Origin of the sequence: Viridibacillus sp. FSL R5-0888 (assembly GCF_038009105.1) — a bacterium.
GTDB classification, from domain to species: Bacteria; Bacillota; Bacilli; order Bacillales_A; family Planococcaceae; genus Viridibacillus; species Viridibacillus arenosi.
This window is the reverse complement of the sequence record NZ_JBBPAU010000001.1, coordinates 1121911-1138476: the sequence shown is the minus strand read 5'-3', so window position 1 is coordinate 1138476 and position 16566 is coordinate 1121911. Positions and strand designations below refer to the sequence as shown.

13 protein-coding genes and 1 other annotated feature are annotated in these 16566 nt (G+C 37.3%); of the genes, 1 reads left to right on the top strand and 12 read right to left on the bottom strand.

The genetic code is table 11. The annotated features are described in order from the left end of the window. Nucleotides 1-5: 5 nt before the first annotated feature. Nucleotides 6-1301, bottom strand: coding sequence for a bifunctional folylpolyglutamate synthase/dihydrofolate synthase (locus MKY02_RS05565; RefSeq protein WP_038187462.1), 1296 nt, complete (start codon nt 1299-1301; stop codon nt 6-8). 271 nt (nt 1302-1572) lie between these two features. Then, nucleotides 1573-4200, bottom strand: coding sequence for a valine--tRNA ligase (locus MKY02_RS05560; RefSeq protein ID WP_340711679.1), 2628 nt, complete (start codon nt 4198-4200; stop codon nt 1573-1575). A 102-nt stretch (nt 4201-4302) separates the two neighbouring features. Continuing rightward, nucleotides 4303-4530: a binding site (T-box leader), on the bottom strand. Nucleotides 4531-4600: 70 nt separating this feature from the next. Here MKY02_RS05560 and MKY02_RS05555 point away from each other — a divergent pair. Continuing rightward, nucleotides 4601-4795: a hypothetical protein gene (locus tag MKY02_RS05555; RefSeq protein ID WP_076034340.1), complete on the top strand. Its 195-nt coding sequence runs from the start codon at nt 4601-4603 to the stop codon at nt 4793-4795. Here MKY02_RS05555 and MKY02_RS05550 read toward each other — a convergent pair. The 10 genes from MKY02_RS05550 to clpX form a co-directional block, all read right to left on the bottom strand. Then, complete coding sequence (locus MKY02_RS05550; protein WP_051448777.1) at nt 4772-5341, bottom strand: hypothetical protein; 570 nt, start codon at nt 5339-5341, stop codon at nt 4772-4774. The two genes, MKY02_RS05555 and MKY02_RS05550, sit on opposite strands and share 24 nt — an antisense overlap. Before the next feature lie 234 nt (nt 5342-5575). After that, entirely contained in the window at nt 5576-6868 is a 1293-nt protein-coding gene (gene hemL, locus MKY02_RS05545) for a glutamate-1-semialdehyde 2,1-aminomutase (protein WP_038187469.1), read from the bottom strand. A gap of 3 nt (nt 6869-6871) precedes the next feature. Beyond that, the gene (gene hemB / locus MKY02_RS05540) at nt 6872-7855 is read right to left on the bottom strand and encodes a porphobilinogen synthase (protein ID WP_038187470.1); all 984 of its coding nucleotides are present in this window, start codon (nt 7853-7855) and stop codon (nt 6872-6874) included. Then, on the bottom strand, nt 7852-8616 hold the full coding sequence (locus tag MKY02_RS05535; RefSeq protein ID WP_038187472.1) for a uroporphyrinogen-III synthase: 765 nt from the start codon (nt 8614-8616) through the stop codon (nt 7852-7854). Before MKY02_RS05535 ends, hemB begins: the two co-directional genes overlap by 4 nt. Then, nucleotides 8606-9538 (bottom strand): hydroxymethylbilane synthase, encoded by a 933-nt coding sequence (gene hemC / locus MKY02_RS05530; protein ID WP_038187475.1) that lies wholly within the window; start codon nt 9536-9538, stop codon nt 8606-8608. The genes MKY02_RS05535 and hemC overlap by 11 nt, the downstream gene beginning before the upstream one ends. Nucleotides 9539-9556: 18 nt before the next feature. Next, nucleotides 9557-10387: a cytochrome c biogenesis protein CcsA gene (ccsA, locus tag MKY02_RS05525; protein WP_038187478.1), complete on the bottom strand. Its 831-nt coding sequence runs from the start codon at nt 10385-10387 to the stop codon at nt 9557-9559. Between the two features lie 99 nt (nt 10388-10486). Then, entirely contained in the window at nt 10487-11851 is a 1365-nt protein-coding gene (gene hemA / locus MKY02_RS05520) for a glutamyl-tRNA reductase (RefSeq protein WP_038187481.1), read from the bottom strand. 266 nt (nt 11852-12117) lie between these two features. After that, nucleotides 12118-12699 carry a ribosome biogenesis GTP-binding protein YihA/YsxC gene (gene yihA, locus MKY02_RS05515; protein WP_038187485.1) on the bottom strand — a complete coding sequence of 194 codons (582 nt, stop codon included), beginning with the start codon at nt 12697-12699 and terminating at the stop codon, nt 12118-12120. Next, a complete protein-coding gene (lon, locus tag MKY02_RS05510; protein ID WP_038187488.1) occupies nt 12696-15023 on the bottom strand; it encodes an endopeptidase La in 2328 nt (775 codons plus the stop codon). Before lon ends, yihA begins: the two co-directional genes overlap by 4 nt. Nucleotides 15024-15210: 187 nt before the next feature. Beyond that, nucleotides 15211-16479, bottom strand: a complete 1269-nt coding sequence (gene clpX, locus MKY02_RS05505; protein WP_038187490.1) for an ATP-dependent protease ATP-binding subunit ClpX — start codon at nt 16477-16479, stop codon at nt 15211-15213. Nucleotides 16480-16566 lie beyond the last annotated feature (87 nt).

Here is a 16566-nt window from a genome sequence, read left to right as displayed (position 1 = left end):
CCCGTTTACTGCTTCACTTTATTGTTTAAAAATGCACGTACTTCAGAAATAAAATAAAGAGATCCTGTTATGACCAATACATGCTCGTCCTCTTTTTCCTCAACTGCTCGTTTCACTACACATTCCCAATCTGCATCAAAATAAGTATGGTGGTGCTGTGATAATGCTGCTAATTCTGCAGCTGGTGCGGCATTAGGCATACTTATTTGCGTAAATGTCATAGATGCTGCCACTTCCGCCATCATCTTAATACTTTTTAGATGATCTTTGTCCTGTAGCGCGGCGTAGATAAAATCGTATTCCCTCGTCGGATATTTCGCTTTTAATGTTGCAATTAGTGCTTCTGTTCCTTCAGGATTATGCGCTCCATCAATTACGATAAGATGACCATACTCTTCAAAACGTCCCGCCCATTTAGCTTCTTTTAAAGCTTTTCGAATAGCTTCTTCTGTAATATCAAAGTATCCAGCATCTTTTAACAATAATGCCGTTGTAATAGCTAATGAAGCATTGTTAATTTGATGAGGACCTGCCATAAGTAATTCAACATCATTTATGGCATAATCACCTTTAGAGTAATTAAACATCTGTGTATGTTCCTTTTGAGTGACTTTTGTTGCCGTAAAATCCTCGTTAAAAATAGCTATAGGTGCATGCTTCTCTTCTGCTATTTTCCGAAGAACTTCTATTGCATCTTCATTCTCTACCGTTGTCACTACAGGTCTATTTTCTTTAATAATGCCACCCTTTTGATAAGCAATTTCATCATAAGTATCACCTAAAATCGCTGTATGTTCTAAAGAAATCGTTGTAATTATTGAAATGACGGGATCAATCACATTAGTTGAATCTAATTTGCCACCAATACCTGTTTCAATTAGAGCAACATCTACTTTCTCATCTGCAAAATAGAGGAAAGCAACAATTGTCATAATTTCAAAAAAACTTGGGTATACTCCGTCCTTTTCATCTATTGCAGCAAACACCTTATTGACGTATAACAGGAATTGCTCATCCGTAATTTGCTTGTCACTAATTGTAATACGCTCATTTATGCGCTCTAAGTGTGGAGAAACAAAGCAGCCTACTTTTTCTACTTGACTGTATTTTAATATTTCCTTTAATGCATTTAAAGTAGAGCCTTTGCCGTTTGAACCTGCTAAATGGATTGTTTTAAAAGTATGTTGGGGGTCGCCAAACTCATGTAATAATGAAGTAACGACTTCTAATGGAATCGAAGTACTACTACCTTTTTTTAATGAGGTTAAAAACTCGACGCACTGTTCTATATTTGTAAACACTATTCAACACTCCTGGTATGTATATTGTGCTTGTTATTTAATCAATTACCTTCTTATTATAAGCCATTATAAAGAACAATAACTACATTACATTTTAGTTATAATTACCACTTGACTTTTCCTTGCAGGATTAATTTCAATAGAACTAAAATATCTTTCAACTTATATCTGTTGAGAATTAAATTACAATAATTTCTCATATTTTACCGAAAATTGTTCGTTTTAATATCAAAAAAATCGCTCAAGTAAAATACTTGAGCGATTTTTTTGATTACATATTTTTCAATTCGTTAATACGTTTCTCCACTGTAGCATATTTTTCAATATAGTCCGCTTCTTTTGCACGTTCAGCAGCTACAACATCATCTGGAGCTTTAGATACGAAACGTTCATTGTTCAGTTTACCTTGAACACGTTTCACTTCTTTATCCCATTTCTCAAGTTCATGCGATAAGCGCTCAATTTCAGCCGCTACATCGATTAATCCTTCAAGTGGTAAGAATAGTTCTGCACCAGATACAACAGCTGACATGCATTGTCCAGGAGCTTCAATGCCTTCGCCAAGTGTTAACGGCTCTGGGTTACAGAATTTTTCTAGATACGCTTTGTTATCTTCTAGTACTGCAAGCGTTTCAGCATCTTTAGCTGAAACATATAAAGGTACTTTTTTGCTCATTGGTGTTTGTACTTCAGCACGAATGTTACGAACAGCACGGATAATGTCCATTAGTAATTTCATGTTATTCGATTGTGCTTGTGAAGTTAATGTTTCATCAACTGTCGGCCAAGCAGCTACTGTAATTGATTCGCCTTCATGCGGAAGGTTTTGCCAAATTTCTTCTGTGATAAATGGCATAAATGGATGTAACAGGCGCATTGTATTATCTAAAACATATGCTAGTACGGAGCGCGTTGTTTTCTTCGCTGCTTCATCTTCACCGTATAATGGCAATTTCGCCATTTCGATGTACCAATCACAGAAATCATCCCAGATGAAGTTGTATAATTGACGACCTACTTCACCAAATTCAAATTTCTCGGCTAAAGTTGTCACTTGTTCGATTGTTTCGTTCAGACGAGTTAGAATCCATTGGTCTGCTACTGATTTTTTACCAGTTAAATCGATTTCATCGTAAGTCATGCCTTCCATGTTCATCAAAGCAAAGCGTGAAGCATTCCAAATTTTGTTTGAGAAGTTCCAAACAGCTTCTACTTTTTCATTTGAATAACGTAAATCTTGACCTGGAGAAGAACCAGTTGCTAAGAAATAACGTAATGAGTCAGCACCGTATTTTTCGATAACATCCATTGGATCAACGCCGTTACCAAGTGATTTAGACATTTTGCGTCCTTGTTCATCACGAACTAAACCATGAATTAATACATCCTCGAATGGACGTGTTCCAGTAAATTCAATGCCTTGGAAAATCATACGAGAAACCCAGAAGAATATAATATCATAACCCGTTACTAATGTACTTGTTGGGTAATAACGTTTAAATTCTTCGTTGGCTTCATCTGGCCAGCCCATCGTTGAAAACGGCCATAATGCAGATGAGAACCAAGTATCTAATACATCAGTATCTTGATTCCAGTTTTCAGCATCAGCTGGAGCATCCGTACCTACGTAAATTTCACCAGTTTCTTTATGGTACCAAGCTGGAATTCGGTGACCCCACCAAAGTTGACGTGAAATACACCAATCACGGATATTCTCCATCCAACGGGAATACGTATTTTCAAAACGCGAAGGTACAAAGTTCACTTTGCCTTCTTCATCTTTTTGAAGCTCTAATGATGCATCTGCAAGTGGTTGCATTTTAACGAACCATTGTGTTGAAAGATACGGCTCAACAACAGCACCAGAACGTTCAGAGTGTCCTACTGAGTGCATATGATCCTCAATTTTGAAGCAAACACCCATGTCTTGTAAATCTTTCACGATTGCTTTACGGCATTCAAAGCGATCCATACCTTTGTATTTACCAGCATTATCATTCATTGAACCATCTTCATTCATTACAAGAATACGTGGTAAGTCATGGCGGTTACCTACTTCAAAGTCATTCGGGTCATGAGCTGGTGTAATTTTCACAACACCCGTACCAAATTCCATTTCAACGTACTCATCTGCTATGATTGGAATTTCGCGACCTACAATTGGTAATGTCACTGTTTTGCCGATTAGATGTTGGTAACGTTCATCTTTAGGGTGAACAGCGATTGCAGTATCACCTAGCATTGTTTCAGGGCGAGTTGTAGCAATTTCAATTGTTCCAGTTCCTTCAGTTAATGGATATTTGAAGTGATAAAAAGCACCTGGTATATCTTTGTAAATAACTTCGATATCAGATAACGCTGTTTTTGTCGCAGGATCCCAGTTGATGATATATTCGCCACGGTAGATTAAATCTTTTTCATAAAGTTTTACGAATACTTCTTTTACTGCATCAGAAAGTCCTGAATCTAATGTGAAACGTTCACGAGAATAATCTAGCGCTAGACCCATTTTTGCCCATTGCTGACGAATATGACCTGCATACTCTTCTTTCCATTCCCATGTTTTTTCTACGAACTTTTCGCGACCTAAGTCATAACGAGTAATGCCTTCTTCACGAAGTTTCGCTTCTACCTTTGCTTGTGTTGCGATACCCGCATGGTCCATACCCGGTAACCAAAGTGCATCGTATCCTTGCATACGTTTCATACGAATTAGAATATCTTGTAATGTTGTATCCCAAGCATGCCCTAAGTGTAGTTTACCTGTTACGTTTGGTGGTGGAATTACAATTGAATATGGCTCTTTACCACTTTCAGGTTGTGCTTTAAAAAATTCGCCTTTTAGCCACCATTCATAACGCCCTTGTTCGATTGACTGTGGATCATATTTCGTTGGCATTGATGTCGTTTGTTGTTCTGTCAATTTGACGACCTCCTTTTAATTTTTTGTTAACAACGAAGTAACTTGTAGTTTTTTGCAAATAAAAAACTCCTATCGCCTAAAAAGGACGAAGGAGTTGAATTCGCGGTACCACCTTTATTTCAACACAAAAAACGTGCTGACACTTCATTGTATAACGGCTTCTAACCGGCTTCTGCTAAGCTTTATCAGGTTCACAGAAACTGCTCCAGGGCGACCTTCAAATGTGTGTAAGCGGAAACTCGCACCTAACGTTTCCTCTCTTTGGCAAACACAATGCATTCTACTCTTCCCTATCTATGCATCTATATTAAGATGACCTTATTGTATCGAAAAAAAGATGCATTTTCAAGTTTTTTAGAAAGGAGGACTACATTTCATGTCACGTCGAAAATATAACCCTTATTTTCTACCACCTTGGCTACGGAAAACAAGGTTTTACTGTAGAAGTATTATCATTCCTCTTTGTTGCTTCCAAGGTATTCGTGTAATCATCATCCCGACAACAGGAGACATTATATTACTTTTGGTATTAGCCTTATTGTGGTACTTACTGTTTACGGATTTCCTTTAAATTATACGTTTTAATCGTATATGCTTCTTCTAAATCCCATAAGAGCGCATCAGATTCTGGTATTTCTTGAGCACTTGCCTCAGCAGTAGTGGTAGAAGAACTTTCTACTACTTCTGCTTCTACTTGTGCAGTAGCAGCTTGCGGCTCCTCATAATTACATGTCGCTTGCCAGCTAAAATGACAGCTACCATCATCTTGGAATGTTGTCGTAATATAGTCTACTTTTATTTCTACAGGGACGTCTTTATTCACTCGATCTCGCGGCAAATTTACATGTAACGGCACAGCATATTCAAAATAACCCGATTCTCCTTGCATGTCTAAATCCTCTATTGTTGTCCAAGTTGAAGTCCCATGATGTGGTGTTTCTCCTTCTGCAAATGCTACATTGGCAGAAATATGATAAATACCTGTTAAGAATACTGATTCACCTGACTCTTCTTGTGTCCAACGAGGTGTAATTTTCACATTCGACGTATCTTGCGGTTTACCAAAACTTTCAGGGAAGTTAAATCCTTCTGCGATTTCCCAGGAAATATGTTGCATAGCTTGACCTCCTTCATATATCTAATAGATTATATGCTTGATAGTATCGTGAATATGCATTATGTTATGTCCTTAGAGCAAACGGTTTTAGTTATTCGTTTGTTGTTCGGATCCATTAAAGTCATTGATGCTCTATGATAAAGATTATTTATATTAGGTACATTATCAATGTATTTACATGCATAAAAAAAGGCCTTCTCTAAATGGAGAAAGCCTTTTTCTTTTACTATTATATTAGCGTGCAAGTTGTTTAAATACTTTTTGGAAAGCTTGAACTGTCTTTGCAATATGTTCTTCAGTGTGCTCTGTAGAAACAAATACACCTTCAAATTGTGACGGCGGCAAGAAGATTCCTTCATTCGCCATTAAACCGTAGTATTCAGCAAACAATTGTAAATCAGAAGTTTTCGCCGTTTCAAAGTTAATGACATTCTCATTAGTTAAGAAATAACCAATCATTGAACCTGCACGATTTACTGTGTGCGGGATATTGTAAGTTTCTGCAGCTTCGCGGAAACCTGCTTCTAATTGATCCCCTAATTTTGTGAAATAATCATATGTTTCAGGTTTTAAATGACTTATTGTTGCTAAACCAGCAGACATTGCAAGTGGGTTACCTGATAATGTACCCGCTTGATAGATTGGACCTGCCGGAGCAATTTTCTCCATAATTTCACGCTTACCACCGAATGCACCTACAGGTAGTCCACCACCGATTACTTTACCAAGACAAGTTAAATCTGGTGTTACACCAAAGTGACCTTGAGCACTATGATACCCTACACGGAAACCAGTCATTACTTCATCAAAGATTAATAGTGAGCCAGCGTTTGTTGTTAGTTCACGTAATCCCTCAAGGAATCCTGGTAACGGAGGAACGACACCCATATTACCGCAAACTGGCTCAACGATTACTGCAGCAATTTCTTCGCCGAATTTTTCGAAGACAAGTTTAGCAGATTCTAAATCATTATAAGGAACAGTTAATGTGTTTTGAGCAATTCCCAATGGTACACCTGGGCTGTCTGGTAAACCAAGTGTTGCGACACCCGAACCAGCTTTAATCAGTAAGCTATCACCATGTCCGTGATAGCTACCTTCGAACTTCAAAATTTTATCTCTTCCTGTAAAGCCACGTGCTGCACGGATTGCACTCATTGTTGCTTCCGTACCTGAAGATACCATACGAATCATTTCGATTGAAGGAATACGATCTATTACTACTTTTGCTAGTTCATTTTCTACTAGTGAAGAAGCACCGAAGCTCGTTCCTGTTTCAGCTACTTTTTGAATAGCAGCTACAACATCAGGATGCGTGTGACCAATAATTAGTGGACCCCATGATAATACATAGTCAATATAATCATTACCATCGATATCCGTAATGATTGCTCCTTTACCACTAGCCATGAAAATGGGATCCATATCCACTGCTTTAAATGCACGAACTGGACTATTTACGCCACCTGGCATTAAGTTTACTGCTTCTTGAAAAGCTTGTTTTGATTTTTCATATGAACGTGTCATGAATTATTTTCCCTCCATCCAACGAACTGCATCTTTTGCATGATAAGTAATGATTAAGTCTGCTCCTGCGCGTTTCATACCTAGCAGTGTTTCTAGGACCGTTTGTTTTTCGTCAATCCAGCCATTAATAGATGCCGCTTTTACCATCGCATATTCGCCACTTACATTGTAAGCAACAATCGGTAAATCATAGTTATTACGTACATCACGTACAATATCTAAGTAAGCTAATGCTGGTTTAACGATTAAGAAATCTGCTCCTTCTTCTACGTCTGAAGTAGCTTCACGCATTGCTTCCATACGATTTGCAGGATCCATTTGATATGTTTTACGATCACCAAATTTAGGTGCGCCATCAGCCGCATCTCGGAATGGCCCATAGTATGCTGAGGCATATTTTACTGCATAAGACATGATTGGAACATCTTCAAATCCAGCATCATCTAAGCCTTTACGAATCGCTGCTACAAAACCGTCCATCATATTAGATGGTGCAATAATGTCTGCTCCTGCTTCTGCTTGAGAAACTGCCGTTTTTGCTAATAAATCTAGTGAAGGATCATTTAAAATTTGTTCTTTGTCATTAACGACGCCACAGTGACCATGAGAAGTAAATTCACATAGGCATGTGTCTGCAATAACAACGATTTCTGGGTAATTTTTTTTCACAAAACGAGTTGCTTCTTGAACAATACCGTGATTGTGGAAAGCTTGAGTACCTACTTCGTCTTTTTCGGCAGGTAAGCCAAAAAGAATAACCGAAGGAATACCTAGTGATACTACTTCATCCATTTCCTCACCTAAACGATCAATTGAAAATTGGAAAACGCCTGGCATAGAAGATACTTCATTTTTAATATTTTCGCCATCCATGACGAAAATGGGATAGATGAAATCTTCTTTATGCAAATATGTTTCTTTTACCATTGAACGCATAGTAGCAGATTGACGTAAACGTCTGTGTCTTTTAAATGTTAAATCTTTCATTTTAGATGTTCCTTTCTATTAGCTAACTCTTGAATCAAAGCTTTCATTGTATAGGTCGGTGGCATTATATCAACTTTAGCTCCCGCCTTAATTAGCGCTCGCTCCGTGATATGTCCAATGGATAGAACCATAAATGAATGCCAACCGATTACCTTTGCTACATGCTCAGAAAAAACCTCTACTGCAGATGGACTTGCAAAGGCAATACTTACATTTGTCGATTCTTTTAAAAGTGTTAGCAGTTCTGTAGTATGTTCTGTCGTTTGAACGGTTTCATAGACAGTCCATTCATCGACATGACAAGATAAACCTTTTACTATAGTATCCTTTGCCATCGAACCCTTAAAAAATTGACAGGATACATTGTCTCCTGCAATTGTAGGAAACTCTTGTACAAATACATCTGCACTAAAAGTTGATGGCATAAATTTAATCTCAAAACCTATTTCTTCAAGAGCTTCGGCTGTTTTTGTACCAACAGCAGCCACTTTACATGACCACTCAGATGCCTGGAAATGAAAACGCTGTATTTTACTTATAAAAGCAAGGACCGCATTTTGACTTGTGAAAATAAGCCAATCATACTGCTTACTTTTTTCAAGTCGTTGTCGGTCCATGTCACTTTTAATCTCATTAACAGTAATAAGCGGTAGGTGTATAGCCTGACCGCCTAATTGTTCAATTTGCTTTTTCACAGCTGCTGTAACATGTGTGCCTGTTAATACGATTTTGTCTCCATTAAGAGATAAATCATTCAGCATCTTGCTCAGCCTTTACTTTTTGAATTAAATCAAAGGCTCCTTGCTCTGTTAAAATACGAGCAACTTCTTCACCAGCTGCTTTAGCATCTTCCATTGTCACTGTTTCTTTATAAATAACAGACGCATCTGGGGCTGCTACTAAACCTGTTAGTTCAATTTGTTTTCCATCATATTTTGCGTAACCTGCGATTGGTACTTGGCAACCGCCATCCATTGCTGCAAGATATGCGCGCTCTGCATGTGCTTCTTCCCAAGTTGCTTTGTCTGTTAATTTAGCAAGCTCGGCTAATAATTCAGCATCATCACTACGACACTCAATACCAAGAGAACCTTGCCCAACAGCAGGGATACACATTTCAGCAGATAAGTATTCTGTTACGACATCTTGACTCCAGCCTAGTCGTTTAAGACCTGCTGCTGCTAAAATAATCGCATCATATTCGCCCGTTTCAAGTTTCGCTAAACGCGTATCTACGTTTCCACGAATCCATTTGATTTCGATATCTGGACGTTGGACTAATAATTGTGCACTGCGGCGTAAGCTACTTGTTCCAACAACAGCACCTTTTGGTAGATCAGCAAATTTCACATGACCTTTTGAAATGAAAGCATCACGTGCATCTTCACGTGGAGGGATACAGCCGATTACAAGACCTTCGGGCAGAACTGCAGGCATGTCCTTCATACTATGGACAGCAAAATCAATTCCTTTATCAAAGAGTTCTTGTTCGATTTCTTTTACAAAAAGTCCTTTACCGCCGACTTTAGAAAGTTGGACATCTAAAATTTGGTCACCTTTAGTCACGATTTCTTTGACTTCAAATTCAAACGGAGCACCCGCCTGTTTCATTTGATTGATAAACCAATTAGTTTGCGTTAAAGCCAGTTTACTTCTTCTTGAACCTACTACTATTTTTCTCACAATAATCCAACCTTTCTATTAATACCAGAGATGAAAATCAGATAACTTACTTCCTAAAAAGAAGTTAATGATTACAAATAGAAATGCATACACATGAGCCCACGCATAACTTGTCGAATGTAATCTCCTTTTTCGATTTCCATAAATGATGAAACAATATATTAACAACGAAACAAATGAACCAACAATTTTCACATCAAATACAGATATGTTATCTAATGTTAAATATGCCCATTGTAGTCCTAAAATTAAACTTATTAATAATAACGGTATACCCGTTAATAATGAAGCCGTCATTCCTTGCTCAGTTTGCTGTAATGATGGAAGTCTCGTCCATTGCTTAGTCCATTTCTTTTTCTTTAATACATTATATAAAATCAAATATAATGTCGAAAAAACAAACGATAGTGAGAATGCCACGTACGAAAGTATTGCAAACGTAATATGGATAAATAAAAGCTCAGAGCTTAGTGCCTCACCTACTGGCGACTGTGTAATTTGCGATGGTGCAAATGTATGTATCGTCATGAAGATGAATCCAATTACGTTGATGAAGAATACTGGTAAATCTACTCGATATACGCAATGTAAAAGAATCGAAATGGTTATTAATAACCAAGCGTATAGATAGATTCCTTCAAACAACGATAGTATAGGGAAACGATGTGTCTCCACTATATACATTACTAAAAAAACTGATTGTAAAATCCATACGATGGAAAGTAGCCAAAATGCAACACGGTGAGCTTTTGCATCCTTATTTAAATAATCTATAAAATAGAATACAAGACTGATTGCATATAAGACGACCATCGCTTCATGTAGTCTTGTCATCGTCAAATCAGCCATAACTTACTCCTTTATTTTTAACTTTATCTCGAAAAAAAGACGATTTCGCATCTATTAGTTTACCATACAGATACGAAAACGCCTCCTAAACAAATTTCATTAATATGATAATCCAGGACTAGAAGATTGTGCTTCTTCTGCTATTTTTTGCATTCGATTTTTTTCTTCTAATTGGTGTTTTTTCACTTCATCTTGCACATCATTCTCAATTCCGAAAATTTGTTGGAAAAGCTGTAATTGTTCATTTGCTTTTGCTGAACTAGCCATTTCCTTAGCTTGCAAAATTGGTTCTTTTAATAATTGATTGATAATTGATTTCGTATGTTTACTTAACACTTTTTTCTCACGTTCTGTTAAATCAGGCATTTTGTTTTCAATACTTTGCATTGTTTCCTCTTGAATTGTTGCTGCTTTTTTACGAAGCGCAGCAATTACAGGTACAACACCAAGTGTTGATAACCAGTCTTGGAATTCATGAATTTCAGTGTCAATCATTGACGAAATTTGCTTAGCAGCACGTTCACGCTCAGCTAGGTTCGCCTCAACTATGCCTTGTAAATCATCAATATCATATAGGAAAACATTTGGTAAATCGCCAATACGCGGATCTAAGTCACGAGGTACAGCGATATCTACCATAAATAATGGTTTTCCTTTTCTTAAACGTTCTACAAATTGCATTAATTCAAAATCAATAACATAGTCTGTCGCACCAGTTGAACTGATTAAAATATCAGCTTCAAGAAGTGTGCATTGTAGCTCTTGCATTGATTTTGCTGTTCCTTCAAATTTAGAGGCAAGTAATTCCGCCTTCTCAAATGTACGGTTAATCACCGTTACTTTACCAACACCACTACCATACAAATTTTGAGTAGCTAACTCACCCATTTTACCTGCGCCTAAAATAGCAACATGTTTTTGTTGTAATGAGCCGAAGATTTTCTTAGCAAGTTCTACTGCCGCATAAGAAACAGACACTGCATTTTCGCCGATAGCTGTTTCACCATGCGCGCGTTTTGCAAATGTAATAGCTTGCTTAAATAGTTTATTGTAAACAGTACCAGTTGCACCGATTTCTTGCCCATTCAAGAAGCTTGTACGCACTTGTCCAAGGATTTGCGTTTCTCCAAGTACCATTGAATCTATCCCTGCAGTTACGCGGAACAAATGCTCCATCGACTGTTCATCTTCACGAATATATAAATGAGCAGAAAAAGTTTCAACAGGAACTTTAAACCAATCTGCCAGGAATTGTTTTATATAGTGTCGTCCGGTATGCAATTGATCGACAACAGCATACACTTCTGTTCGGTTACATGTAGATACAATTACGTTCTCTAATATGCTTTTTTCACTTTGAAGAGCTCTCATAGCATTCGGTATTTCACTCTCAATAAATGAGAATTTTTCACGAATCTCTACTGGAGCTGTCTTATAATTCAAGCCTACTACGATGGTATGCATGAAATCATACACCTCTCACGTTCATCTAATTCACGATTTCTATTATAGCATAAATGTCCGTCACAGCTAGTTTTAATTGTGAACGGTATATGAATGATAATAGCACGCGTCTTATTTAGAATAATTATAATGTAAGTGTATCAAAAAATTTGTCGAACAACAACCTTATTGCTTTATATATTATTTTCCCCAAACGAGCACATAACTATTCACTACATAACAAAAGAGCGCAAGCAACTATCACTCGCGCTCTTCCTATTAAACTGTTACATTCTTTTTTCGATTTCTGCCCAAGCTTGGTCCATACCCATGCTTTTTTCAGAAGAAAATAAGATAAGCGGATCATTTGGATCCATGTCCAATACATCTTTCACGACTTTTTTATGCTTTTCCCATTTACCTTTTACAATTTTATCCGCTTTCGTTGCAACGACGATACATGGGATATTGTAATGCTTCAAGAAATCATACATCATACAGTCATCAACTGTTGGTTTATGACGAATATCCACAATTAACACAACCGCTTTTAATAGAGATCTGCTTGTGAAATATTGTTCGATCATTCGTCCCCAAGCTTCACGCTCAGATTTTGAAACTTTCGCATAACCATAACCTGGAACATCCACAAAGAACAATTGCTCTTCAATTTTATAAAAATTTAGTGTTTGAGTTTTTCCTGGTTTAGATGAAATACGCGCCATACTTTTACGTCCAATCATTCGATTGATAAAAGATGACTTACCTACATTTGAACGTCCTGCCAAAGCGAACTCTGGCAGACCATCCTCTGGATATTGTGCTGGTCGTACTGCACTAATGACCATCTCTACATTATTAACTTTCATATTTCTCCTCCGTCTAACGCTATTTCCAGTACTTCATCTGCGTTTGACACTATCTTAAATGAAAGCTGTTCACGAACACTATCTGGTATATCATCAATATCGCGTTCATTGTCTTTCGGTAAAATAATTGTCGTTAAGCCTGCACGATGCGCCCCTAACGTTTTTTCTTTCAAACCACCAATTGGTAATACTCGTCCACGCAACGTCACTTCACCGGTCATCCCAATTTCTCGTCGGATTGGACGTTTCGTTATTGCAGAAGTTATAGCTGTAACCATTGTAATCCCCGCTGATGGACCATCTTTTGGTACGGCTCCTTCTGGTACATGAATGTGAATATCATGTTTGTCAAAAAATTCCGGGTCAATATTAAGGTCCTCTGATTTTGAACGGACATAAGATAAAGCCGTTTGAGCAGATTCCTTCATCACGTCTCCAAGTTTACCAGTTAACTGCAATTTGCCTTTACCAGGTGTTAATGACACTTCAATCTGTAAAGTATCACCACCAACTGTTGTATACGCTAACCCAGTGGCCACACCTATTTGATTTTCTGTTTCAGCTTGGCCGTAATGGAAACGATGTTTCCCAAGAATATCTTCAAGATTCTTAGCCGCCATTACCACACGTTTTTTATCACCCGCAACAATTTGCATTGCTGCTTTACGGCATAATGTTGCAATTTGACGTTCTAATCCTCGAACACCTGCTTCGCGAGTATAATATCGAATTAGATCAATAATAGCATCATCGCGAATTTGCAATTGTGTCTTTGACATACCATGCTCTTTCAGTTGTTTCGGAATAAGATGTTTTTTCGAAATTTCATGCTTTTCTTGCTCTGTATAACCTGCGATAGTTATAATCTCCATACGATCAAGCAATGGACCAGGAATCGTACTTAAATCATTTGCTGTCGCAACAAATAATACATTTGATAAATCATAAGTTTCTTCAATGTAATGATCACTAAATGAATTGTTTTGTTCTGGGTCTAATACTTCAAGCATAGCGGCTGAAGGATCTCCTCGGAAATCATTCGACATCTTATCGATTTCATCAAGTAAAAATACAGGGTTTACTGTACCGGCCTTTTTCATACCTTGTATGATACGTCCTGGCATCGCACCCACGTAAGTTCTTCTGTGCCCACGAATTTCAGACTCATCACGTACACCACCAAGTGAAATACGGACAAATTTACGATTTAAAGCTTCTGCAATCGATTTTGCCAAAGAAGTTTTACCTACTCCAGGAGGTCCCGCCAAACATAAAATAGGACCACGTAAAGATTGTTTTAATTGTCGAACTGATAAATACTCAAGAATACGTTCTTTGACTTTATCAAGTCCTTCATGATCACGATTTAAAACTTTTTCTGCCATTTTAATATCATGTCTATCTTCGGTTTTTTCCTTCCATGGTAAAGCAACAAGCCAATCAATATAACTACGGATAACGCCACTTTCAGCTGCTGCTGCAGGCAATTTTTCGTATCTATCCAATTCTTTATACGCAGCTTTTAATGTAGATTCAGGCATTCCTGATTCTTGAATTTTCTTTTTCAATTCAGATACTTCACCTGTTTTGCCTTCACGATCACCAAGTTCCGTTTGAATAGCCTTCATTTGTTCACGTAAATAGAATTCCTTTTGCGCTTTTTCCATTGCACGTTTTACTTTAGAGCCAATCTTTTTCTCAAGATTCAATACTTCTTGCTCATCATGTAAACGTTGGATTAATATTTCCAAACGCTCCTTTACGTCGATGATTTTAAGAATCTCTTGTTTGCCATTAATTTTCAACGGCAAATAAGAAGCAACCATATCTGCAAAGCGTCCTGGTTCTTCAATATCAGCAACAGTATCATATGTTTCTGTTGTTACTTTACTCGAAGCTTTCGAGTACTTTTCAAAATAAGTTAAAAGAGTACGCATTAAGGCTTCTGTTTCAGCATCTACAGTTTTTGAATCTTCAAAGTTTTCAATTTCTACAACTGCAAATTCTTCTCCATCACGATAATCAACGACTTTCGCACGATTTAGACCTTCAACTAGAACACGAATTGTTCCATTGGGTAACTTTAGCATTTGTTTTACATATGCGACTGTCCCGACTGTATATAAATCATCCAGCGTAGGATTTTCAATGCTCATCTCTTTTTGAGTGACTAAGAAAATAAGATTATCTTCCAGCATTGCATGTTCAAGAGCTGCAACAGAGCGCTCTCGACCTACATCGATATGTAATACCATCGTGGGATAAACTAGTAAACCTCTTAAGGGTAATAATGGGATATTTTTTGTTCTTTTTACTTCAGTCATGCGGGTGATCACCTCCATTAGATTTTGTCCGATTTACCCGCAAATCAAACATTATTAATTACAGAAATGATTACCATTTCAATTTCACTCTTCATAAGTGTTTATCGACTGAAATTAATTTTAAAAAAAGCCAGCTTTCGAGTAGTGCTGATTGGCACTTTTTCGAAGCCAGCTTTTCAATCAGTTATTAAGCAGATGTTTTTTCGCTGTCTGATTTTAACTCAGTTCCATCTTCAAGTAAAAGTTTTGGACGAGCTTTTTCTGTAATCGTTTCTTTCGTAATGATACATTTTGCAATATCATCGCGAGAAGGTAGTTCAAACATAACATCTAACATAATGTTTTCAATAATTGAGCGTAAACCACGAGCACCTGTTTTGCGTTCGATTGCTTCTTTAGCAATTTCCAATAATGCATCTTGATTGAATTCAAGTTCAACGTCATCAAGAGCTAGCATTTTTTGATATTGCTTAGAAAGCGCGTTTTTAGGCTCAGTTAAAATTTGAACAAGTGTTTCCGCATCTAGTTGTTCAAGACTTGCTAAAACCGGAAGACGACCAATAAATTCAGGAATTAATCCGAATTTTAATAGATCTTCTGGGATTAAATATTTCATCAAGTTATTATCTTCAAGTTCGTCTTTCTTACCATTCGAACCGAAGCCAATTACTTTTTGACCTAAACGACGCTTAATAATAGATTCAATTCCGTCGAATGCTCCACCAACGATGAATAGAATATTAGTTGTATCGATTTGGATAAATTCTTGATGTGGGTGTTTACGTCCACCTTGAGGAGGAACGCTAGCAACTGTGCCTTCTAAAATTTTCAGAAGCGCTTGTTGTACACCTTCACCAGATACATCACGTGTAATCGATGGATTTTCTGATTTACGGGCTACTTTATCGATTTCATCAATATAAATAATCCCTTTTTCAGCACGTTCGATATCGTAATCAGCAGATTGAATCAGTTTAAGTAGAATATTCTCTACATCCTCACCAACATAACCAGCTTCTGTTAAGGATGTAGCATCTGCAATAGCAAACGGTACATCAATAATACGCGCTAATGTTTGGGCTAGTAATGTTTTACCACTACCAGTTGGGCCGATTAACACGATATTAGATTTTGAAAGTTCTACATCGTCAATTACACTGTTTGAGTTTACACGTTTATAGTGATTATACACTGCAACAGATAGGGCTTTTTTCGCACGCTCTTGACCGATGACATAATCATCCAAAATTGCAAGTATCTCTTTCGGTTTCGGAATATCTTTTAATTCTACTTCTTCTTCTGTACCTAGTTCTTCAACTACGATTTCAGAACACAACTCGATACATTCATCACAAATATATACACCTGGTCCTGCAACCAGTTTACGAACTTGTTCTTGTGGTTTGCCACAGAATGAGCATTTTAAGTTGCCTTTTTCGTCATTAAATTTGAACAATTATTTCACCCCTATTCAAGCAATAATGTTACAAGATTACGTTAACATTATCAAATATAATGATTTTGTATAGCTTGTAACACTTTG